Origin of the sequence: Hamadaea sp. NPDC050747 (assembly GCF_040654195.1) — a bacterium.
Taxonomy (GTDB): Bacteria; Actinomycetota; Actinomycetes; order Mycobacteriales; family Micromonosporaceae; genus Hamadaea.
In genome coordinates, this window is the sequence record NZ_JBFAHM010000010.1 from 71163 (window position 1) to 92528 (window position 21366).

19 protein-coding genes are annotated in these 21366 nt (G+C 70.7%); 11 read left to right on the forward strand and 8 right to left on the reverse strand.

The window, feature by feature from the left end; translation table 11 throughout:
* Positions 1 to 110: 110 nt before the first annotated feature.
* A complete protein-coding gene (locus AB0H43_RS24025) occupies positions 111 to 305 on the reverse strand; it encodes a hypothetical protein (protein ID WP_360002535.1) in 195 nt (64 codons plus the stop codon).
* 53 nt (positions 306 to 358) lie between these two features.
* Here AB0H43_RS24025 and AB0H43_RS24030 point away from each other — a divergent pair, with 53 nt between their 5' ends.
* The 3 genes from AB0H43_RS24030 to AB0H43_RS24040 are packed head-to-tail and all read left to right on the forward strand — an operon-like array spanning position 359 to position 4460.
* The gene (locus tag AB0H43_RS24030; protein ID WP_360002536.1) at positions 359 to 2227 is read left to right on the forward strand and encodes a bifunctional adenosylcobinamide kinase/adenosylcobinamide-phosphate guanylyltransferase; all 1869 of its coding nucleotides are present in this window, start codon (positions 359 to 361) and stop codon (positions 2225 to 2227) included.
* A complete protein-coding gene (locus AB0H43_RS24035; RefSeq protein WP_360002538.1) occupies positions 2205 to 2990 on the forward strand; it encodes an adenosylcobinamide-GDP ribazoletransferase in 786 nt (261 codons plus the stop codon). The genes AB0H43_RS24030 and AB0H43_RS24035 overlap by 23 nt, the downstream gene beginning before the upstream one ends.
* Before the next feature lie 21 nt (positions 2991 to 3011).
* Complete coding sequence (locus AB0H43_RS24040; RefSeq protein ID WP_360002540.1) at positions 3012 to 4460, forward strand: Rv2578c family radical SAM protein; 1449 nt, start codon at positions 3012 to 3014, stop codon at positions 4458 to 4460.
* Between the two features lie 10 nt (positions 4461 to 4470).
* Here AB0H43_RS24040 and AB0H43_RS24045 read toward each other — a convergent pair whose 3' ends face one another.
* Positions 4471 to 5223 carry a sulfite exporter TauE/SafE family protein gene (locus tag AB0H43_RS24045; protein ID WP_360002542.1) on the reverse strand — a complete coding sequence of 251 codons (753 nt, stop codon included), beginning with the start codon at positions 5221 to 5223 and terminating at the stop codon, positions 4471 to 4473.
* Entirely contained in the window at positions 5220 to 5570 is a 351-nt protein-coding gene (locus tag AB0H43_RS24050; RefSeq protein ID WP_360002544.1) for an MmcQ/YjbR family DNA-binding protein, read from the reverse strand. Before AB0H43_RS24050 ends, AB0H43_RS24045 begins: the two co-directional genes overlap by 4 nt.
* An 80-nt stretch (positions 5571 to 5650) precedes the next feature.
* Between AB0H43_RS24050 and AB0H43_RS24055 the strand changes: the two genes are divergently transcribed.
* Positions 5651 to 6628: an aminoglycoside phosphotransferase family protein gene (locus tag AB0H43_RS24055; RefSeq protein WP_360002545.1), complete on the forward strand. Its 978-nt coding sequence runs from the start codon at positions 5651 to 5653 to the stop codon at positions 6626 to 6628.
* 188 nt (positions 6629 to 6816) lie between these two features.
* On the opposite strand, the gene gcvT is transcribed toward AB0H43_RS24055, so the two are convergent.
* A complete protein-coding gene (gcvT, locus tag AB0H43_RS24060) occupies positions 6817 to 7950 on the reverse strand; it encodes a glycine cleavage system aminomethyltransferase GcvT (RefSeq protein WP_360002547.1) in 1134 nt (377 codons plus the stop codon).
* A gap of 114 nt (positions 7951 to 8064) precedes the next feature.
* On the opposite strand from gcvT, the gene AB0H43_RS24065 reads away from it, so the two are divergent.
* On the forward strand, positions 8065 to 9621 hold the full coding sequence (locus AB0H43_RS24065) for a leucyl aminopeptidase (RefSeq protein ID WP_360002550.1): 1557 nt from the start codon (positions 8065 to 8067) through the stop codon (positions 9619 to 9621).
* A 93-nt stretch (positions 9622 to 9714) separates the two neighbouring features.
* On the opposite strand, the gene AB0H43_RS24070 is transcribed toward AB0H43_RS24065, so the two are convergent.
* Positions 9715 to 9972, reverse strand: a complete 258-nt coding sequence (locus tag AB0H43_RS24070; RefSeq protein ID WP_360003131.1) for a hypothetical protein — start codon at positions 9970 to 9972, stop codon at positions 9715 to 9717.
* Positions 9973 to 10209: 237 nt separating this feature from the next.
* Here AB0H43_RS24070 and lpdA point away from each other — a divergent pair, with 237 nt between their 5' ends.
* The 4 genes from lpdA to AB0H43_RS24090 all read left to right on the forward strand — a co-directional run bounded on the left by lpdA (position 10210) and on the right by AB0H43_RS24090 (position 15579).
* Positions 10210 to 11586 (forward strand): dihydrolipoyl dehydrogenase, encoded by a 1377-nt coding sequence (gene lpdA, locus AB0H43_RS24075; protein WP_360002552.1) that lies wholly within the window; start codon positions 10210 to 10212, stop codon positions 11584 to 11586.
* A gap of 50 nt (positions 11587 to 11636) precedes the next feature.
* Positions 11637 to 13421 carry a 2-oxoglutarate dehydrogenase, E2 component, dihydrolipoamide succinyltransferase gene (sucB, locus tag AB0H43_RS24080; protein WP_360002554.1) on the forward strand — a complete coding sequence of 595 codons (1785 nt, stop codon included), beginning with the start codon at positions 11637 to 11639 and terminating at the stop codon, positions 13419 to 13421.
* Between the two features lie 59 nt (positions 13422 to 13480).
* The gene (locus tag AB0H43_RS24085; protein WP_360002556.1) at positions 13481 to 14356 is read left to right on the forward strand and encodes a TIGR01777 family oxidoreductase; all 876 of its coding nucleotides are present in this window, start codon (positions 13481 to 13483) and stop codon (positions 14354 to 14356) included.
* A gap of 101 nt (positions 14357 to 14457) precedes the next feature.
* Positions 14458 to 15579 (forward strand): N-acetylmuramoyl-L-alanine amidase, encoded by a 1122-nt coding sequence (locus AB0H43_RS24090; protein ID WP_360002558.1) that lies wholly within the window; start codon positions 14458 to 14460, stop codon positions 15577 to 15579.
* A 156-nt stretch (positions 15580 to 15735) separates the two neighbouring features.
* Here AB0H43_RS24090 and AB0H43_RS24095 read toward each other — a convergent pair whose 3' ends face one another.
* Together AB0H43_RS24095 and AB0H43_RS24100 are read right to left on the reverse strand one after the other, a co-directional pair.
* Positions 15736 to 16131 carry an SCO5389 family protein gene (locus AB0H43_RS24095; protein ID WP_360002560.1) on the reverse strand — a complete coding sequence of 132 codons (396 nt, stop codon included), beginning with the start codon at positions 16129 to 16131 and terminating at the stop codon, positions 15736 to 15738.
* The gene (locus tag AB0H43_RS24100) at positions 16121 to 17107 is read right to left on the reverse strand and encodes an ATP-binding protein (RefSeq protein WP_360002562.1); all 987 of its coding nucleotides are present in this window, start codon (positions 17105 to 17107) and stop codon (positions 16121 to 16123) included. Before AB0H43_RS24100 ends, AB0H43_RS24095 begins: the two co-directional genes overlap by 11 nt.
* Positions 17108 to 17209: 102 nt before the next feature.
* Here AB0H43_RS24100 and AB0H43_RS24105 point away from each other — a divergent pair, with 102 nt between their 5' ends.
* Together AB0H43_RS24105 and lipB are read left to right on the forward strand one after the other, a co-directional pair.
* On the forward strand, positions 17210 to 18982 hold the full coding sequence (locus AB0H43_RS24105) for a DUF2079 domain-containing protein (RefSeq protein WP_360002564.1): 1773 nt from the start codon (positions 17210 to 17212) through the stop codon (positions 18980 to 18982).
* A 175-nt stretch (positions 18983 to 19157) separates the two neighbouring features.
* Positions 19158 to 19832, forward strand: coding sequence for a lipoyl(octanoyl) transferase LipB (gene lipB, locus AB0H43_RS24110; RefSeq protein WP_360002566.1), 675 nt, complete (start codon positions 19158 to 19160; stop codon positions 19830 to 19832).
* Between the two features lie 44 nt (positions 19833 to 19876).
* Here the strand turns inward: lipB and aspS are convergent, their stop codons facing one another.
* Positions 19877 to 21145 (reverse strand): aspartate--tRNA(Asn) ligase, encoded by a 1269-nt coding sequence (gene aspS, locus AB0H43_RS24115; RefSeq protein WP_360003133.1) that lies wholly within the window; start codon positions 21143 to 21145, stop codon positions 19877 to 19879.
* Between the last annotated feature and the right edge of the window lie 221 nt (positions 21146 to 21366).

Below are 21366 nucleotides of genomic sequence, written 5' to 3' on the forward strand. Positions count from 1 at the left end.
GCCCCTCCCCCAGCCCCGGGCCCCGCCCCAATCCGCCCTGGTGTCATCTGGTTTGTGGTTCTAATTTTCAATCAAGATTCGACCGAGAACCCTGATCCAGCCCTGAAGGACTACGGGGAGAGCAGGCTCATCCGGTACTCGATCCGGTCGTCCTCGACGAGGACCGCGGTCGCCGCGCCTGCCGCGACCGCCTCTTTCCAGGTCTGACCCAGCCACGATTCGGCGTCGGCCTGCCCGCCGAACGATTCGGCCGGATGTTCGACCGGCTGGCCGTCCGCGTCCTCGTACCGCCATGTCCACGCCATCGCCGTGCCTCCCTCGCTGCGGGCAAGACCAACAAGCCACTAGATTACGTGCCATGGCACAAGAAGCTGACCGCACTCCTGGCGGCTCGCGCAAGCACTCCCCGGCGTGGCCGGCCGCGCTGGTGCTCGGTGGCATCCGCTCCGGGAAGTCGGACTTCGCCGAGGCTCTCGCGACCGAGGCCGCGTCCGGCGGTGCGGTCCGCTATGTGGCGACCGCGCAGACCGATCCCGCCGACGAGGCGTGGCAGCAGCGCATCGAGGCGCACCGCGCCCGCCGGCCGGCCGAGTGGACCGTCGAGGAGATCGACGATCCGACCGATCTGCTGGTCGCGCTGCGTACGGCGGAAGCGGGTGAGGTGCTGCTGGTCGACGACCTCGGCGGCTGGGCCGCCCGGCTGTTGCCGCTGTCGAAGGAGGAGCGCCGGGAACGGATCGACGCGCTCGGGCGCTCGGTGGCGGCCTGTCCGGCTCAGGTCGTGCTCGTCAGCCCGGAGGTCGGGCTCAGCCTCGTCCCCGCCACGGAGTCCGGCGCCGACTTCGCCGACCTGGTCGGGGAGATCAACCAGATCGTCGCCGACGCGACCGAGCGGGTCGCGCTGGTCATCGCCGGGCAGCCGACCTGGCTGAAACCGCAGGGCGGCCCGGTGGAGGAGACCGCGCCGGCCCGGCCGGTGATCACCTCACAGCCCGCGCAGGCCGTCGAGATGGACGTCCCTGAGGTCATCACGCCGGTCGCCGAGCCGGACACCGCCGGGGGCGCGCTCACCGAGCCGACGATGACCCTCCCGATGATCGCGACGGGGCTGGTCATCCAGGCCAACATGGAGCTGCCGCTGCCGGACGAGGAGGCCGAGCGGGACGCCAAGGCGCGCCTTTCCGCGCTGGACCTGCCCGGCTCGGGCTTCGGCAAGCTGGCCAAGCCGATCCGGTTCGCCGCGGCGACGCAGCGGGCGGCGACGCCGCACCCGTGGCGTTCGGTGCGCATGATGCTTCTGTACGCCGACCACGAGGGCAATATCGCGGCCGGCGTGGACCCCGGCGACTCGGCGCACTGGGCGGCGCAGGCGCGCGCCGGAGCCGGTCCGATCGGGCTGCTGGCCGCGCGTACGGGGGCGACGATTCAGGTCGTCGACGCGGCGACGGCGGGCGACATCGAGTGGGTCGACGCCGCGACCCCGGAGGCGGTGGAGGCCGGGCTGCGCCACGGCTGGCGGCTGGCCGAGGAGGCGGTGGACGCTGGAGTCGACCTCATCGTGCTCGGCTCCTGCGGAGCGGGTGCCGACACCGTCGCGGCGACGCTCATCTCCGCGATGACCTCGGCCGAACTGGCCGCCCTGCTTGGCCGCCGGGTCAGCGCCGACGGCAGTGTAGACGACAACTCCTGGATGCGGCGGTGTGCTGCCGCCCGGGACGCGCTGAACCGACTGCGGGAGGACTCGTTCTCCCCGAAGATGCTGCTGGCCCGGATCGGCGGCGTCGACTTCGCCATCGCGGTCGGCATCCTGCTCGGCGCCACCGCCCGGCGTACGCCGGTTTTGATGGACGGCCCGGTCGGGATCGCGTCCGCGCTGCTCGCCCGGGATCTCGCCGGACAGGTGCGGCACTGGTGTCTGCTGCCCGACGCGGGCGGCGATCCCGCGACGCTGCAGGGCGCCGACGTCCTCGGCCTCGAACCCTTCCTCGACCTGCGGCTGGGCCTCGGCGAGGGGGCGTCGGCGCTCGCGGCGCTGCCGCTCATCCAGTCGGCGATCAGCCTCGCCCAGACCGCGATGATCGCCGGCGCACCCGCTACCGGGCGCGTCGCCGTCGCCGGGGAGGGCTTGACCGAGCCGCCAGAAGTGCGGTCAGCGACCGCTGACGGCGTACCAGTCGAGGAAGAGAAAGAAAAGGCGGACCTGGATGCCGCCGACGGCCTGGCGTGACGCGCTGCGTCTGGCGGTGACCACGTTCACCGTGGTGCCGGTGCCTGACCGCGCTTCTGGCGGCTCGGGCAAGCCCTCCCCGGCGACCGGTGTCCTGGACCGGCGCGCGGCCGGGCGGGCGATGGCGCTGGCGCCTTGGCTGGGCGCGGCGCTCGGGGCGGTGCTGGGCGCGGTGCTCGTGGGTCTGCGCGAGGTCACCGCCGCGCCGATCGCCGGGGCGCTCACCGTCGGCCTGGCCGCGCTCCTGACCCGGGGGCTGCACCTGGACGGCCTCGCGGACACGGTGGACGCTCTGGGGTCCTATGGCGACCGGGAGCGGGCGCTGCGGATCATGAAGTCGCCCGAGGTCGGGCCGTTCGGCGTCGTCGCGTTGGTGCTGGTCCTGCTGCTCCAGACGCTGACCCTGGCCGAGGCGCCGTTCTGGGCCGTGGTCGCGGCGTTCGCGGCCGGCCGCTGCGCGATCACCCTGGCCTGCGCGCGGGGCATCCCGTCCGCGCGGCCCGACGGGCTCGGCGCCTTCGTCGCGGGCTCGGTCCCCCGGGTGGTCGCGCTGCTCACCGCGCTCGCCGTGGCGGCGCTGGCGATTCCCGCGGTGCCGGGCCGCCCGTGGCAGGGGCCGGCTGTCGTCGCCCTCGCCCTGTTCGCGCCGCTCCTGCTGCTTCGCCATCTGGTACGCCGACTGGGCGGCATCACCGGAGACGTGTTGGGCGCGGCCACTGAGCTGGTGGTGACGCTGGTGCTGATCGGCTTGACCCTCTCCTAGAACACGTGTTCTAATCGACGTATGCGATGGCTCGGCCAAGCTGCTTCTTCAGCTGTACCCCCCACTGACTTCCCGGCTGCGTCGGCGACCCCACCCCTGCCGCCGACGCAGCCGGGATTGTTCGACATCCCCGGTGCCATAGCACGGACGTTCGACACGCCGGGCTTCGCCGGGATGACGTTCTACGAGATCAACGCCAAGTCGCTCCTCAACCGAGTGCCCAGTCAGTCCCAGGTCCCGTTCGAGTGGACGGTCAACCCCTATCGCGGCTGCTCGCACGCCTGCGTCTACTGCCTCGGCGGCGACACCCAGATCCTGATGGCCGACGGCCACACCCGCCCGCTGGCCGAGCTGCGGGTCGGGGACAAGATCTACGGCACGGTCCGGTTCGGCTCGCGCCGCCGTTATGCGGTGACCGAGGTGCTCGACCACTGGATCACCTACAAGCCGGCGTTCCGGGTGACCCTGGCCGACGGCACCCAGCTCGTGGCGAGCGGCGACCACCGGTTCCTGACCACCAATGGCTGGCGGCATGTGGCCGAGGGCGACCGGCTGGCCGGGTTCGGCCAGACCCCGCCGAGCGGCCCGCTGGAGGGTGCGTACGTGGGCGCGGCATCGACCCTGGACGTCGTGCACGTGGAACCGCTGGAGAAGCGCCAGAACCTGTTCGACATCACGACCGGCTCCGGCGACTTCATCGCCAACGGCGTGGTCAGCCACAACTGCTTCGCCCGCAACACGCACACCTACCTCGACCTCGACTCGGGGCAGGACTTCGACAGCAAGGTGATCGTCAAGGTCAACGCCGGTCAGGTGCTGCGCCGCGAACTGGCCCGGCCCTCCTGGACCGGAGCGCCGATCGCCATGGGCACCAATGTGGACTGTTATCAGCGGGCCGAGGGCCGCTACGGGCTCATGCGGGAGATCCTGGCCGCGTTGCGCGACTTCGCGAACCCGTTCTCCATCCTGACCAAGGGCACGCTGATCCTGCGCGACGTCGACCTGCTCAAGCAGGCCGCCGAGGTGACCTCGGTCCGGCTCGCCCTCTCCATCGGCTTCCTCGACGAGACGCTGTGGCGCTCGGTCGAACCCGGAACGCCCAGCCCGCAGCGCCGCCTCGACGTGGTGCGCCGGCTGTCCGACGCCGGTTTCGAGGTCAACGTGCTCATGGCGCCGATCCTGCCGGGGCTGACCGACACCGAGGAGTCCATCGCCACCACCGTCGAGGCGATCGCGGCCGCGGGCGCGGCCGGGGTGATGCCGATCCCACTGCATCTGCGTACGGGGGCCAAGGAGTGGTATGCCGCCTGGCTCGCCCGCAACCACCCGCATCTGCTGCCCCGCTACCGATCGCTGTACGGGTCGCGGGCGTACTTGAGTCAGGACCAGCAGCGCGTCATCAGTGCGCGGGTGCGGGCCGCCGCCCGGCGCTGCGGACTCCTGCCGCCCGCCGCACTCCGGACGACCTGACGCAGGTCGCTCAGGCGCGGCGCGGCCAGACGGTGCGGAGTGCGACGAAGACGAGGAAACCGGCGAAGAGGCGGTCCGCCACCGACTGCGGCAGGCGTACGGACAGCTGAGCGGTGGCGAGCGCGGCGAGCATCCCGGAGCAGCCGATCCACAGCGCCTCGGGCACCGAGCCCAGCCCGTTGCGGAGGTTGCGCCAGCTGCCGAGGGCCGAGGTCGGCAGGATCACGAGCAGCGACGTGCCCTTGGCCAGGACCGCGGAGAGGCCGTAGCCGAGCTGCATGAGCGGCACCATGGCCGCCCCGCCGCCGACGCCGGTCAACGCGGCGAGGACGCCGATCGCGACCGCCGCCGGGATCAGCCACACCAGCCGCCAGCCGTGATCCACCGCCCCGGTCGGCTCGGCGGTGCCGAACGCCATGCGGATGGCGATGCCGAAGGCGAAGACCGCGAAGATCCACCGCAGTACGCCGAGCGGCAACTTCGTGAGCAGGTGAGTGCCGATCCACGCCCCGATCAGTGAACCGGCGATCAACGGGAGCGCCACCACGACGTCGACCTCGCCGTGGAGGGCGTACCCGATCATGGCGGCGAGCGACAGCGGGCCGATCGCGAGGAACGAGGTGGCGACCGCCTGCCGCTGATCCCGGCCGCACCAGGCGACCAGGGCGGGCACGACGACCGCACCGCCGCCGACGCCGAACAACGCGGACATCACCCCGGCGAGCAGGCCGATGCCGACGAGCACCGGACGACGAGCCGTCATCGCGCCTGGTCGTACTGCTGGACCAGCTTCTTCGGCGCAGTACGCCGCCACGCCTCGACGACGAGGTCGTGCAGTTCGTCGGGGTCGGCCTTCGCCAGGTCCACCCGGACCCAGCCGAACCGGCCCACGTAGGCGGCGACGGCGTACACGTCGGGTTGGGTGGCGAGCAGCTGCTCCTGCTCGTCCTTGCTCGCCTTGACGGTGCAGTGCGGGCTGTCCGGAGCCCCGGAGGCGAACATCTTGCCGTTGACCCGGAGCGTCGGGTGGCCCCATTCGGCCACCATGACCTCCGCTCCGCCGGGCAGGTCGAGAACCCACTGCTTGAGCTGCTCGTACGTCACCGTCATACCGGCGACCCTAATGATCTCAAGACCCGGGACGAGACGGGGGTTGCCGCTGGGAGCGCTCTCAGTCGATGATGTCCGCCATGGAGAGCGTCACGAAGCGCAAGCTGACGCCGGACGACATCCGGCAGTTCATCCGGGCCGGACTCGGGCCCGACGCCGAGGTCGTCACGCACTCGGAGTTCACCGAGGGCTTCTACGCCGCCGTGCACGCGGTGACGCTCGCCGACGGGCGGCAGGTGGTGCTCAAGGTCGCCCCCGATCCGGCCCTGCGGCAACTGCGGTACGAGGTCGACCTCATGCGGACCGAGATCGAGTTCTACGAGAAGGCGGCGGCGGCCGGCGTGCCGCTCCCCCGGCTCTGGCACGCCGATCCCGACACCGGCTTCATGATCATGGAACGCCTCGGCGGCGGGCTCTTCTCCGAGGTCAAGAAGGACCTGAGCGCGGCGGAGATCCGGGAGGTCCGGCAGCGCATCGGCGAACTCAGCGCGCGGCTGCATCGCGTACGCGGAGAGCTCTTCGGATATCCGCGCCGCGACGGGCGTACCAGATCGGCGAGCTGGCGCGAGTCGTTCCTGGCGATCATCGCCGACATCCTGGCCGACGCGGAGGAGTTCGGCCGCGACCTGACGCGGCCGGTGAGCGAGGTGCGGGCCTTGTTCGACCGGCACGCGGCCGCGCTGGACGTGGTGACCGAGCCGGCGTTGGTCCACTTCGACCTCTGGGACGGCAACATCTTCGTCCGCCGCGAACCGGGCGGGTGGGCGGTCGAGGGCATCATCGACGGCGAGCGGGCCCTGTACGCCGACCCGATCCTGGAACTCGTCTCGCTGATCACGTTCTGCGGGCCGGAAGAGGCGGCGGCGGTCGTCGACGGGTATCTCGGGCGGCCGTTGACCGACGAGGAACAGCTGCGGCTGTGCCTCTACCGCGTCTACCTCTGGCTGATCCTCGTCGTCGAGCTGGCGGTCCGGCTGTACCCGCCGGAGGAGGAGCAGCGCGTGCTCGACTGGGTCCGGCCGAACCTGGCTGCGGACCTCTCCACCCTGGACGCCTGACCCTCTCGGCACCCTGCCTCTCGGCACCCTGCCTCTCGGCGCCCTGCCTCTCGGCGCCCTGCCTTTGGGCGCTGGATCAGGGTTCTCGGTCGAATCTTGGGGCAAGATTCGACCTGGAACCCTGATCCAGCCGCAACGGCAGCCGGTCGGCAGCACCCGACGGAAACGGCGGCGCCCGATGGTGGCGGCTAGCGGACGGACGGGGTGACGAACGGCGGCCGGGTGATGGTCATCGTGGACCGGCGACCCCGGATGTCGACCTCGACGGTGTCGCCCTCGACCAGCCCGGCGGCGGTGTCGATGAGGGCCAGCGCGATGCCGGCCTTGCGGGTCGGCGAGAAGGTGCCACTGGTGATCTCGCCGACGATGTCGTCGCCGACGTAGACGCTCATGTGCGGGCGCGGGATGCCGCGGTCGTTCGCGACCAGGCCCCGGAGCGTACGCACCGAGCCGGCCTCCTTCTCGGCCAGCAGCACCTCACGGCCCCAGAAGGCCGGCTTGTGCCAGCCGACGGCCCACCCGGCCCGGCCCTCGACCGGGCTGATCTCCGGCGACAGGTCCTGACCGTGCAGCGGATAGCCCATCTCCGTCCGCAGCGTGTCCCGGGCGGCGAGGCCACAGGCGCGCGCCTCGATCGGCGTACCGAAGAGGGCGTCCCACACCTCGGCCGCTCGGCCGGCCGGGACGACCAGCTCGTAGCCGTGCTCGCCGGTGTATCCGGTGCGGCACACGGTCAGTTCGACGGGCTGGTCCCCGACGTTCAGCGTGGCCACCTCGAAGCTCATGTACTCGTGGTCCGTCGGCAGGCCCAGCGCGGCGAGCAGCTCGGCCGACTTCGGTCCCTGGACGGCGAAGACGGCGTAGTCGGGGTGCTCGTTCGTGACAGTCAGCCCGGCCGGCGCGGCGGCGGTCAGCCGGCGGACGACCTCGGCGGTGTTCGCCGCGTTCGGGATCAGGAAGACGTGATCGTCGGCGAAGAGGTACGCGATGATGTCGTCGACGACGCCACCGGTCCGGTCGTCGCAGCACAGCGTGTACTGCGCCTTGCCCGGCTTGATGCGGTCGAGGTCGTTGGTCAGGCAGGCGTTGACGAAGGCCGCGGCGCCCGGTCCGGTGATCCGGGCCTTGCCCAGGTGCGACACGTCGAACACGCCGACGGCCTCCCGGACCGCGGTGTGCTCCTTCAGCACGCCGCCCCCGGCGTACTCGAGGGGCATCTCCCAGCCCCCGAAGGGGGCGAACTTGGCGCCCAGCGCCACGTGCCGATCATGTGCGGGCGACCGGAAAAGAGGCTGGTGAGCGGCGCTGGTCACGTCAGACATGGGGACGAACTTACCCGCTGCCCCCGATGTGGTTAGAGTCGCAGGGTCAGGATCTTTGCCGGGGAGCGCTCGCGCGAGCCGCAGGGAGTGCAGTCTGTGATTCGGAGAACCCGGGTGACCACCTCTATCGCACTGAGCTTGTTCGACACCGATCCCGCCGAGCTGGCCGTGGACGCCGTCGTCATCGGGGTGCACAGCCCCGGTGAGGAGGCCGAGTCCCGGGATCTTCTGCTGGCCTCGGGCGCGCAGAGCGTCGCGGCCGCCTTCGACGGCCGGCTGAGCGCCACGCTGAGCCTCCTGGGCGCGACCGGCTCGGCGGGCGAGGTCACCAAGCTGGCCACGCTGGGCGCCATCACCGCCCCGATCGTGGTCGCCGTCGGGCTGGGCCCGGAGCCGACCGGCGCCGCGCCCACCCCGGAGACCCTGCGGCGCGCCGCCGGCAACGCCGCCCGTGCCCTGGCCGGGACGGCCGACATCGCGTTCGCCCTGCCGCTGTCCGACGACGACTCGGTCTCGCACATGCCGTCGCTGCGCGCCGTCGTCGAGGGCGCCCAGCTCGGGGCGTACAAGTTCGCGGGGTACAAGTCGAAGCCGCAGCCCAACCGCAAGGACCCGGTCGACTCGATCGCCGTGCTGGTGCCGGACGCGAAGGACGACGCGGCCCAGGCCGAACTGGACCGTGCCGCGATCGTGGCGGCCGCCGTCTACCGCGCTCGCGACTGGGTGAACACGCCGGCCAACCAGCTCCGCCCGCCGGTGCTGGCCGAGCAGATCGCGGCCGCGGCCAAGGACGCCGGGCTCGAGGTCGAGGTGCTCGACGAGGCGGCGCTGATCGAAGGCGGTTACGGCGGCATCCTCGCCGTCGGCCAGGGGTCGGACGCCGAGCCCCGGCTCGTGCGCATCGCGTACCGGCCGGAGGGGGTCGCCGACCCGGTCAAGGTGGCGCTGGTCGGCAAGGGCATCACCTTCGACACCGGCGGCGTCTCCATCAAGCCCGGCCAGGGCATGTGGGAGATGAAGAGCGACATGGCGGGCGCGGCGGCGGTCGCGAGCGCGATGGTCGCCATCGCCGCCCTGCGCCCGGCCGTCCAGGTCACCGCCTACGTGCCGATCGCCGAGAACATGGTCTCCGGGTCGGCGTACCGGCCGGGTGACGTCGTCACGATGCGCGGCGGCAAGCGCGTCGAGGTGCTCAACACCGACGCCGAGGGCCGGATGATCCTGGGTGACGCCATCGCCCGCGCCTGCGAGGAGGAGCCGGCCTACCTGCTGGAGACCTCGACGCTGACCGGCGGTCAGGTGGTGGCCCTCGGCAAGCGGGTCTCCGGCCTGATGGGCACCGAGTCGCTGACCGCCCGGATCAAGGCGGCCGGCGACGCCGTCGGCGAGGCCGCCTGGCCGATGCCACTGCCCGACGACATCCGCAAGACGATGGAGTCCGAGGTCGCCGACATCCTCCAGGTCAGCGCCGGCATGGAGCGTTCCGGGCACATGCTGCAGGGCGGGATCTTCCTGCGGGAGTTCGTCGCCGAGGGGGTCGACTGGGCGCACATCGACATCGCCGGCCCGGCGTTCTCCGGCGACACCAACGGCTACCTGACCAAGGGCGGCACCGCCGTGCCGCTGCGTACGCTGCTGTCGGTGGTGGACGACATCGCCGCCAACGGCTGACAGTCTCCGGTTTGGCCGCGTTTTCCGGGATAACGTCCTCTCCCGCTGTCGGTGAGGCCGCGTTATCCCGGATAACGCGAAGACCACGCACGCTCAGGCGGTCCGGCGCTGCCGGGCGTTGTAGTCGCGAATCCGTTGCGGGTACCCGGTGAGGTGGACGTCGTAGACCGGGATGTTCAGTGATCGGCCCCACCGCCACGCGACCTGCGGCGATCCGACTCGCCGGCGGGTCCACTCTCCATCGTGGGCGATGAGGATGACCGTGGTCTGAGTCACCGTCGTCTGGGGCTCGATGTACGCCTCGACGCCGTATTTGTTGCGGGCAAACCACTCAAGGTGCGACAAATCCACCGGTTGTTGCCGGGTGACACTCCCCGAAGGCGTCTGGTCGCCGTCGAGAAGCCGCCGAAGCCATCCCACTGACGCTCCTCATCCGTTGTCGAAGCGGGTTCAAGAGTACGCGGGGGTAACGTGTCCTTGGGCACCTCTGTGCGCGGGGTGGGCCGCCGAGTGACAAGATGACCGGCGTGGGGTGTGCTCTCACGAAGGGCCGCCCGGCCGGTAGCGTTGCACTCGGTGGGAGATGACGTGAGCGACACGTTCGATGTGGTGATTCTCGGCGGCGGAAGCGGTGGTTACGCGACCGCATTGCGCGCGGCTCAGCTGGGCTTGAGCGTCGCCTTGATCGAAAAGGACAAGCTGGGCGGCACCTGCCTGCACCGCGGATGCATTCCGACGAAGGCGCTGCTGCACGCCGGTGAGGTCGCCGACCAGACCCGCGAGGCCGCCGCCTTCGGCGTGAAGGCCGAGCTGATCGGCGTCGACATGAGCGGCGTGAACGCGTACAAGGACGGCGTGGTCGCCGGCCTCTACAAGGGTCTGCAGGGCCTCGTCAAGGCGGCCAAGGTGACCTATGTCGAGGGCACCGGCAAGCTCGTCTCGGCCGACACCGTCGAGGTCAACGGCCGGCGCTACACCGGCCGGCATGTCGTGCTGGCGACCGGTTCCTACTCGAAGACGCTGCCCGGCCTGGAGCTGGACGGCGAGCGGGTCATCGCCAGCGAGCACGCGCTGACCATGGACCGCGTCCCGGCGAGCGCGATCGTGCTCGGCGGCGGCGTCATCGGCGTCGAGTTCGCCAGCGCCTGGAAGTCCTTCGGCGCCGACGTGACCATCGTGGAGGCGCTGCCCCGCCTGGTCGCCGCCGAGGACGAGGACATCTCCAAGCAGCTCGAGCGGTCGTTCCGCAAGCGCGGCATCGGGTTCAAGACCGGCAAGCCGTTCGAGAAGGTCGAGAAGACCGACTCCGGCGTCAAGGTCACCATCGCCGGGGGCGAGACCCTGGAGGCCGAGGTCCTCCTGGTCGCCGTCGGCCGTGGCCCGTCGACCGCCAACACCGGTTACGAGGAGCAGGGCGTACGCATGGAGCGCGGGTTCGTGCTCACCGACGACCGGCTGCGGACCAACCTCCCCAACGTCTTCGCGGTCGGCGACATCGTCCCCGGCCTGCAGCTGGCCCACCGCGGCTTCCTCCAGGGCATCTTCGTCGCCGAGGAGATCGCGGGCCTGAACCCGGTCGCGATCGTCGAGTCGGGCATCCCGCGCGCGACCTACTGCGACCCGGAGATCGCCTCCGTCGGCATCACCGAGGCGCAGGCCAAGGAGAAGCACGGCGCCGAGAACGTCGCGACCTACAACTACAACCTCGCGGGCAACGGCAAGAGCAAGATCCTCGGTACGCAGGGCTTCGTGAAGCTGGTCCGGGTCAAGGACGGCCCCGTGGTCGGCGTGCACATGATCGGCGCCCGGATGAGCGAGCAGGTCGGCGAGGCTTCCCTCATCGTCAACTGGGAGGCGTTCCCGGCCGAGGTCGCGCAGCTCATCCACGCGCACCCCAGCCAGAACGAGGCGCTCGGCGAAGCGCACCTGGCTCTTGCCGGGAAGCCGCTGCACGCCCACAACTGAGCTGTCTACGATCGTCACAGAGAAGATCGAATAACGAGGAGTCTGGACTCATGCCGGTATCGGTCACGCTTCCCGCACTAGGGGAAAGCGTCACGGAGGGCACGGTCACCCGGTGGCTGAAGAGCGTCGGCGACCGGGTCGAGGTCGACGAACCCCTGCTGGAGGTCTCGACCGACAAGGTGGACACGGAGATCCCGTCGCCGAGCGCCGGTGTCGTGACGCAGATCCTGGTCGCGGAGGACGAGACCGCGGAGGTCGGCGCGGTTCTCGCCGTCATCTCCGACGACGGGGCCGCTCCGGCCGAGCAGCCGGCGGCTCCGGCCGCCGAGCCGCAGCAGGCTGAGGCGCCCGCGCCGCAGCAGGCCGAAGCGCCCGCGCAGCCCGCAGCGCCCGCCCAGCCGGAACCGGCGCAGCCGGCCGCTCCGGCCGCCGGCCAGAGCGGCACCGACGTGACCCTCCCGGCGCTCGGTGAGAGCGTCACCGAGGGCACGGTCACCCGGTGGCTGAAGAGCGTCGGCGACTCCGTCGAGGTCGACGAGCCTCTGCTCGAGGTCTCGACCGACAAGGTCGACACCGAGATCCCGTCGCCCGTCGCCGGGACGCTGCTGGAGATCAAGGTGGCCGAGGACGAGACCGCTCCGGTCGGCGCGGTGCTCGCGGTCGTCGGTGCGGCCGGTGCCGCGCCCGCCGCCGCTCCGGCTCCGGCCGAGGCCCCGCAGGCGCCGAAGCCGGCCGCGGAGGCGCCGAAGCCCGCGGCTGAGGCTCCGAAGCCCGCCGCCCAGCCCGCCCCGGCTCAGCCCGCGGCGAACGCCCAGCCGCCGGCCCCCGCTCAGCCCGCGGCGAACGCCCAGCCCGCTCAGCCTGCGGCCGGTTCGCAGGTCAACGGCGAGGCCGGTGGCTATGTGACCCCACTGGTCCGCAAGCTCGCGGCCGAGCACGGGGTCAACCTGGCCAGCCTGAACGGCACCGGCGTCGGCGGCCGCATCCGCAAGCAGGACGTGCTCGACGCGGCGGAGAAGGCGAAGGCCCCGGCGGCCGCGCCCGCCCAGCCGAGCGCTCCGGCCGCTCCGGCCGCTCCGGCCAAGGCACAGCCGAAGGCCGAGCCGAGCCCGCTGCGGGGGCGTACCGAGAAGCTGACCCGGATGCGTCAGGTCATCGCCAAGCGCATGGTCGAGTCGCTGCAGGTCTCGGCGCAGCTCACCACGGTGGTCGAGGTCGACGTGACCAAGGTCGCCAAGCTGCGCGAGCAGGCGAAGAAGGACTTCCTGGCTCGGCACGGCGTCAAGCTGTCCTTCCTGCCGTTCTTCGCGCTCGCCGCGGTGGAGGCCTTGCGCCAGCACCCGTCGGTCAACGCGAAGATCGATGTGGAGGCCGGCACGGTCACCTACTTCGACGTCGAGCACCTGGGCATGGCGGTCGACACCGAGGACGGCCTGATGGTCCCGGTGATCCACAACGCCGGTGATCTCAACCTGGCCGGGCTCTCCAAGCGCATCGCCGACATCGCCGAGCGCACCCGGAACAAGAAGCTCACCCCGGACGAGATCTCGGGCGGCACGTTCACGCTGACCAACACCGGCAGCCGGGGCGCGCTGTTCGACACGCCGATCATCAACCAGCCGCAGGTCGCGATCCTCGGCACCGGTTCGGTGGTCAAGCGGGCGGTCGTCGTGGACGACCCGGACCTGGGCGAGCTGATCGTCCCGCGCTACATGGTCTACCTGGCCCTCTCCTACGACCACCGGCTGGTGGACGGCGCCGACGCGGCCCGCTACCTGACCACGGTCAAGGAGCGCCTGGAGGCGGGCAACTTCGAGTCGGACCTCGGTCTGTAGACCGTCGCTCGATCAGCCCCCGGCCCACATGGCCGGGGGCTTTTCTATAGCTTGGTCTCATGAGGATCGTCGTCGCGGGGGCCTCGGGCTTCCTGGGTCAGCCGCTGGTCGCGCACTTGCGGTCCGCGGGTCATCAGGTCACTCAGCTGGTACGCCGCGAGCCCACCCGTCCGGGCCAGGTGCGTTGGGAGCCCACCCGTCCGGTACGCCTGCCCGACGGGACGGACGTGGTGGTGAACCTGTGCGGGGCCGGGGTCGGCGATCACCGGTGGACGAAGGCGTACAAGGATCTGATCTACAGCAGCCGGGTGGTGCCGACGGCCACGCTCGCCACGGCGGTCCGGGAGCAGGGCGTCCCGCTGTTGGTGAACGCCTCCGGCGTGGCGGCGTACGGGGATCGCGGCGACGAGGTGTTGACCGACGGGTCGCCCACCGTCACCGGTGACTTCCTCGCCGATCTCAGCGTGGACTGGGAAGGTGCGGCGATGGCGGCCGCTCCGGCCCGGGTGGCGATCCTGCGGACGGGGCTGCCGTTGCATCGCAGCGGCGGGCTGCTCAAGCCGCTGTTGCTCGCGTTCAAGCTCGGGGTCGGCGGCAAGCTGGGCAGTGGCCGGCAGTGGCTGCCGTGGGTGTCGCGGGCGGACTGGCTGCGTGCGGTCGGGCACGTCATCGCGACCGAGGAGCTGACCGGGCCGGTGAACATGGCCGGGCCGGAGGCGGCCACCAACGCGGAGTTCACCGAGGCGCTCGGTGGGCTGCTGCACCGGCCGACGATCATGCCGATCCCGGAGTTCGGCGTACGCCTCCTGATCGGTGAGTTCGCGAACGAGGCGTTCAAGAGCATTCGGCTCGTGCCGGCGGCGTTGGAGCGTACCGGTTTCGACTTCCAGCACCGGACGGTCCGCGAAGGGCTGGTCGCGGCGCTGCGCGATTGATCCACTCGGGGTCTGGCGCCACCGAGCCGTTAAGAATATTCTGCGGCTTGGCCATTCTCGTGAAACATTCACGAGATCCCCCTCCCCCGAAGGAAACGTTCATGGCACTCACCCCCAGCCGCCGTTCCTTGTTCAAGGGCGGCCTGGTCGCGGGCGCGGGCGCGCTGCTCCCGCTCACCGCGACGACCGCGGCGTACGCGGACGACGCCTCGCTCGACTTCATCATCGACTGCGATGAGTGGGGTGCCCGGCCGCCGTCGAGCGCGCTCGTCATGCGTACCGGCACCACCCGGAAGATCGTCATCCACCACATGGCGTTCCCGAACGTCACCGACTATTCCCGCGAGCAGGCCATCGCCCTGGCGCACCGCTGCCAGGACCTGCACATGGACGGCAACGGCTGGGCCGACACCGGTCAGCACTTCACCATCAGCCGCGGCGGGTACGTCCTCGAAGGTCGCCACCGCAGCTTCGAGGGCCTGAAGTCGGGGCTGGCCCAGGTGCAGTCGGCGCACTGCGTAGGCGAGAACACGCAGAGCATCGGCATCGAGAACGAGGGCACCTACATCACCGAGACGCCGCCGCAGGCGCTCCTCGACTCGCTGGTGAAGCTGTCCTCGGCGATCTGCACCCAGTACAAGATCCACGCGCACAACATGTTCGGCCACTGGGACTGGAACAGCACGCAGTGCCCCGGCATCGCGTTCTACCGGCTCTTCCCCGAGCTGCGCCGCCGGGTCGCGGTGGCGATCGGCACGCCGCTGTCGGAGGTGCCGGACCGGACCTGGCCGGACATCTTCACCAGCTCGGCCGGCCAGACCGTGGTGGCGGCCAAGTACCTGCTGCGCAACCAGGGGTACACCAACCTCACCACCACCGGCACCTTCGACGCCGGTCTGCTCGCCGCGATCCAGGACTGGCAGGGCAAGCACGGCATCACGGTGGAGAGCGACGGCACGATGTCCGACCCGACCTGGGAGACCCTCGCGGCCGGGATCGGCAAGCATGATTCCGGCGAGCACCTCGCGGGCGCCCAGTTCGTGCTGAAGAACAAGGGGTACACCGTGGACGTCACCGGCGTCTACGACTGGAACACCAAGATGGCGATCAAGGAGATGCAGGTCCTGCACGGCCTCGACGACAACGGCAAGATCGACGTCGACACCTGGTGCGCGATCGTCGGCGGCATCGTCAAGGCCGAGTTCGCCACCGTCCTCAGCTGAACCGGCCGAGGTGGGCCTGCCGCTCCCCGGCGGGGCCGCCTCGGACGCAGGCCGCCGTTTTGACCGTGCCCGTCGTGGATGCAGATCAGGGATACGCATGCTTTCGAAGCGTCGGGAAGGCTGCGTATCTCTGATCTGCAGCTGAACGGCGGACGGTCAGCAGTCGCGCAGTTCGGGCGACTGGTTCAGCAGTTGGCCGCGCGGCGAGACGAACGCCTGGTAGGTCGCGCCGCCGACGGCCGAGGGCCGGAACGCCGCCACCCGGTGGCAGTTCTGGAAGGCGAATTTCACGCCGAAGTGGCGGTCGAGACCACCCCGGATCGCGTCGCTGGCCAGTGCCCGCAGCAGCTGACCGCGTTCGGCCTCGCTCGGCGGCGGGACCTCGTGCTGGCCGAACTCGGCGGCCGGGTTCAGCGCGAGGTCCCCGGCGGCGGCGCTCACCACGGACCAGGCGTACGGGAGGGACTGGCGGACGCAGTCGACGAACTCGGCGTCGTCGACCTGGCCGGCCTCCGCCCGCTCCAGCAGCGCGGTAGGCACATCAAGGGACATTGCGTACTTCCTTTCCGAACGGCTCGAGCACCGGTGGCCCGAGCACGAAGGTGGGGTCGACCTGCGCGCCGAGGTCTTCGCCGGTCTTGGCGTTGCCCCAGGCCTGGGCGTTGCGCAGGTGGAACTCGACGGCTTGGGCGGTGTAGCGCGCCCAGTCCTGCACGCAGCCGTCGAGGGTGGTTCGCAGCCGGTCCAGCGCGGCGGCGTTGGCCGGCTCCAGTTCGGCGAGCGGCCGGGCGACGCCGCGTTCGGCCGCCTTCACATACGCCGATCGCCCGAACCAGGTCAGCAGGTCGTCTCCGACGTGCTCCCGAAGGAAGTCCACGTCGGAGTCGTCGTCGACCTTGTTGCCGACCACGTGCACGCGTACGCCGAAGTCCCGGGCGTAGCCGACGTATTGCCGGTAGACGCCGACGCTGCGGACGGTCGGCTCGCAGACGAGGAAGGTGGCGTCGAACCGGGTGAACAGCCCGGAGGCGAAGCTGTCCGCGCCGGCCGTCATGTCCACCACGACGTACTCCCCCGGGCCGTCGACCAGGTGGTTCAGGAGCAGTTCGACCGCGCCGACCTTGGAGTGGTAGCAGGCGACGCCGAGGTCTTCGGTGGCGAACGGGCCGGTGACCGCCAGGCGTACGCCGCCGACTTCGCGGACGGCCGCGTCGTAGATCGGGTTGTCGCCGGTGACCGTGATCAGCCGGGAACCCGACCCGGGCGGTGTCGTCTTCACCATCGCCGCCGCCGAGGAGATCCGCGGATTCGTTCCGCGCAGGTACTCCTTGATCGCCGGGAGCTGGTCGCCCAGGGCGGGCAGCATGACCGCCTCGTCCTCTGCAGCCCCGAGGGCGGCCGCCAGATGCTGGTTGATGTCGGCGTCCACGGCCAGCAGCGGACTGCCGCCGTGGGCCAGGTGCCGGGAGAAAAGTGCGGCCAGCGTGGTCTTGCCCGACCCGCCCTTGCCGACGAATGCCGTCTTCATACTGATAGTGGTAGTCGTTTTCATTTAGCCTGTCGAGGGCGACACTCCAGGCATTGCTAAAGTTCTCCGGTGGCGCGTACGCAGGTCGAGAACCCTCCCGCTATGGCACCGCCCCCAGCTTCGACGCGGCCGTCGAAGAAGGCCGATCTCGCCGTCGCCGTGATCTCGCTGGCGTTGGCGATCTACCTCACGGGCGGGCTCTGGGCCGCCCCGACGCAGCGGGCGATCGACGTCAACTCCGGTGACCAGGCACTGTTCGAGTGGCTGCTGGGCCTCGGCGCACACGCGCTCACACACGGGGAGAACCCGTTGCTGACGACCTGGCTCAACGCGCCCGACGGGGTCAACCTCGCCGTCAACACCTCGATCACGGCGTACGCGGTGGTCTTCGCGCCCGTGACGATCTGGCTCGGCCCGGCCGTCGCCTTCACCGTGATCCTGACGCTGAACCTCGCTGCGACGGCGTACTGCTGGTTCTGGCTGTTCCGCCGCTATCTGCCGGGCTCGACCGCACTCGGCGCCGCGGTCGGCGGCATCTTCTGCGGCTTCGCCCCGGCCCTGGTCTCCCACGCGAACGCGCATCTCAACTGGACCGCGCAATGGCTGGTGCCGCTGATGATCGGCACGGTCGTCCGGCTGGGACAGCGGCGGCGCTGGATCCGGGACGGGATCATCCTCGGACTGCTCATCGCGGCCTGCTTCTCCATCGCGGCCGAGCAGCTGTTCTTCACCGCGCTCGCCGGGGTGGTCTTCGTCGCCGCCTGGGCCGTCACCCGCCGGGCGCAGGCCCGGGCGATGGCGACCCCGGTGCTCAAGGGGCTGGCCGTCGCGGCCGGTGTCTCGGGGGTGCTGCTCGCGTATCCGTTGTGGCTGCACTTCGCCGGCCCCTACGGTTATCACGGGACCGGCTTCGACGCCAAGATCCACAGCGAGGATCTGGCCGCGTACGGGACGTGGCCGGTCCGGTCGCTGGCCGGTGCGCTCGGACTCAACCTGAACCTGGCGCCCAACCCGACCGAGGAGAACTCCTTCTTCGGACTGCCGTTGGTGCTGCTCAGCATCGTCGCGTACGGGGTGCTGCGCCGTGTCTCCGACCGCGCGCTCGTGCGGGCGCTCGCTGTCACCGGAGTGGTCTTCGCGGTGCTGTCCCTCGGCCCGCAGTTGCGCTGGTGGGGTTCGCTGACCCCGATCCCGATGCCGGCCGCGCTGCTCGTCAAGCTGCCGGTGTTCAACGCGGCGCTGCCGTCGCGTCTGGCCCTGGTGGTCGCACCCGTGGTCGGCGCGCTGCTCGCGCTGCTCGTGAGCCGCCTGCGGGCCCTGCCGGGGCCGCGGTGGGTCTGGGTGGTGGGGCTGGTGGCGGCGTTGCTGCCGCTCGTTCCGACTCCCCTGCTGGTACGCGATCGGCCGCCGGTGCCGCACTTCATCAGTTCCGGCACGTGGGAGCAGTACGTGAGCGACCACGGCGTCCTGGTGTCGGTCCCCATTGCCAACGACCTCGTCCCGGACGGGCAGCGCTGGCAGGCCGACGCGCTGGCCCGGTCGGCCGGCGACCGGGGTCCCGTCTTCCGCATCCCGGCCGGGTTCTTCCTCGGACCGGGCGGCCCGGACGGCACCGGGCGCATCGGCCCGATTCCGACATACACCCAGACCCTGCTGGAAGACGTCGCCAAGACCGGGTACGCCCCACCGATCACCGACGCCGAGCGGGCCCGCTTCCGGGCGGACCTGAAGTACTGGGGCGCGGAGGCGGTCGTCCTCGCCGACGACGTCCAGGGCGCGCACTGGGAGACGCACCAGCCTGCCCTGCTCGAGGTCATGAAGCGGCTGCTCGGCGAACCGCAGCGGGTCGACGACGTCTGGCTCTGGCAGCTCTGACCCCCTTTCCGCGCGATCATGAACCTTCGGTCGTGATCAACCGGCGTGTCGTGTCCCGAGCAGCCTGATCAATCCCCTGCAACCTTGATCAACGGGGCTCGGGGCCCTCAGGTGTCGCGGCGTGAGCCACCGCACAGCGGCTAGCGCTCGGTCGGCGTCGGCATACGCTGGGAGCGTGACGACGACTGAACCGTCCACCGTCGCCGGCCCGTCCGCCATCGCGGTCCAGCGGCTTGGTGAGATCGAGTACCTGGCCGCCTGGGATGTGCAGCGCGAGCTGCACCAGAGGGTGGTCGACGGCGAGCAGCCCGACACCGTCCTGCTGCTGGAGCATCCCCCGGTCTACACGGCCGGCAAGCGTACGCAGCCGTGGGAGCGCCCCTTCGACGGCACGCCGGTGATCGACGTCGACCGCGGCGGCCAGATCACCTGGCACGGTCCGGGCCAGATCGTCGGCTACCCGATCATGCGGCTGGCCGCGGTACCGGGCGGGCACGCGATGGACGTGGTGGCGTATGTGCGCCGGGTCGAGCGCATGCTCATCGCGGTCTGCGCCGACCTCGGCGTGGCGACCGAGCGGGTCAAGGGCCGCTCCGGCGTCTGGGTACGCGAGGACGACCGCGGCCCGGATCGGAAGATCGCCGCCATCGGTATCCGCGTGGCCCGATCCGTGACGCAGCACGGGTTCTCGCTCAACTGCAACCCCGACATGACCTGGTACGACCGCATCGTCGCGTGCGGCATCCGCGACGCCGGGGTCACCTCGCTCAGCCAGGAGCTTGGCCGGGAGGTGACCGTCGACGAGGTGCTGCCGATCGTCGAGCGCAACCTTTCCCTGCTGCAGGAGTAGGCCTGCCGCAGGAGTAGCCCCGCAGCAGGGAAGGGCGGCTCAGGTCAGGGCGTGACCCGATGCAGGTCGCGCGGGAAGAAGGTCACCTCACGGACGTTGGCCGTCCCGGTCAGCTGGGCGACGAACCGCTCCAGCCCGATCGCGAAGCCACCGTGCGGCGGCATGCCGAGCTTGAAGACCTCCAGGAACGCCTCGTACGGTTCGAGCTGTGCACCGCGTTCGGTCAGCGTCGAGACGTAGTCGGCGTACCGGTGCAGGCGCTGGCTGCCGGAGACCATCTCGATACCGCGGAAGATCAGGTCGAACGCCCGCGAGTAGGGTTCCCGGCCCGGTTCCGGATGCGTGTAGAAGGCCCGCTTCAGCGTCGGGTAGCCCTCGACGTAGACGAAGTCGGAGCCGTGTACGCGCCGGCCCCATTCGCCGATCGCCCGCTCGTGCGCGGGGGCCAGGTCCTCCTCGTCCGCCGGGGCGCCCGCGATCTTCAACGCCTCGCTGAAGTGCAGGATCGGGATCTCCGCCGGGACCTCCGGCAGGTCGAATCCGGCGGCGGCCACCGACGGCACCGCCTTGGCCTCGGCGATCATTCCGGCGACCACGTCGCGCAGCACCGCCATGACGTCGCGCTGGTTGTCGATGAAGCCGAGTTCGGCGTCGAGGGACACGTATTCCGCCAGGTGACGTGCCGTGTCGCTGGGTTCGGCCCGGAACGCCTGACCGATCTCGTACACCCGCTCGAAGACTCCGACCAGCGTCTGCTTGTAGAGCTGCGGAGACTGCGCCAGGTACGCCTTGCGCCCGAAGTAGTCCAGCTCGAACACGTTGGAGCCGGACTCGGTCGCGATACCGACGATCTTCGGGCTGTGCACCTCGGTGAAGCCGAGCCCGTCGAGGGTGGACCGGAAGCCGCGTACCACCGCCGCCCGCAGGTCGAACAGCGGACGCCGGGCCGGGTGCCGCAGGGTCAGCGGCGCATGGTCGAGCAGCGTCGGCAGGGTCACGTTCAGGCTGGGCCGGAACAGTTCGACCGGCAGCGCCTCGACCTGGTCCGAGAGGACCTCGATGGCCGGGCTGGTGAGTTCGGCTCCGCCGGGGGCGACCTCGTTCGCGGTCACCGTGCCGGTCACTCGGACCACCGTCTCCTCGCTGAGCGCCTCCAGCTCGGCCGAGGTCGTCACGACCTGGGCGAACCCGGAGCGGTCCCGGAGGATGAGGAAGGCGACCGACTTGAGCATGCGGCGGCGGTGGATCCAGCCGGCGATCGTCACTTGCTCGCCGACGTGCGCGGCGAGTTCAGCTGACAGGATGCGTTGCATGGTGTGGACCTCCTTGATCAATCGCAACGCGATCCCCAGGGAGGTGCGGGCGAGCGGGAAGCCTCGCGGTACCACCACACCTTCGCCGCTCGGGGTGAGCGGCCTCTCGATCCGGTTGACGGAGATCATCCCGGCGGGGGTCTACCGGCGCACGCGCCCTCTTCCCCGCAGCTCAGAACCGGTCCACCCGGGCGTCAACCGGTGACTCGGCCCGTCGTCGC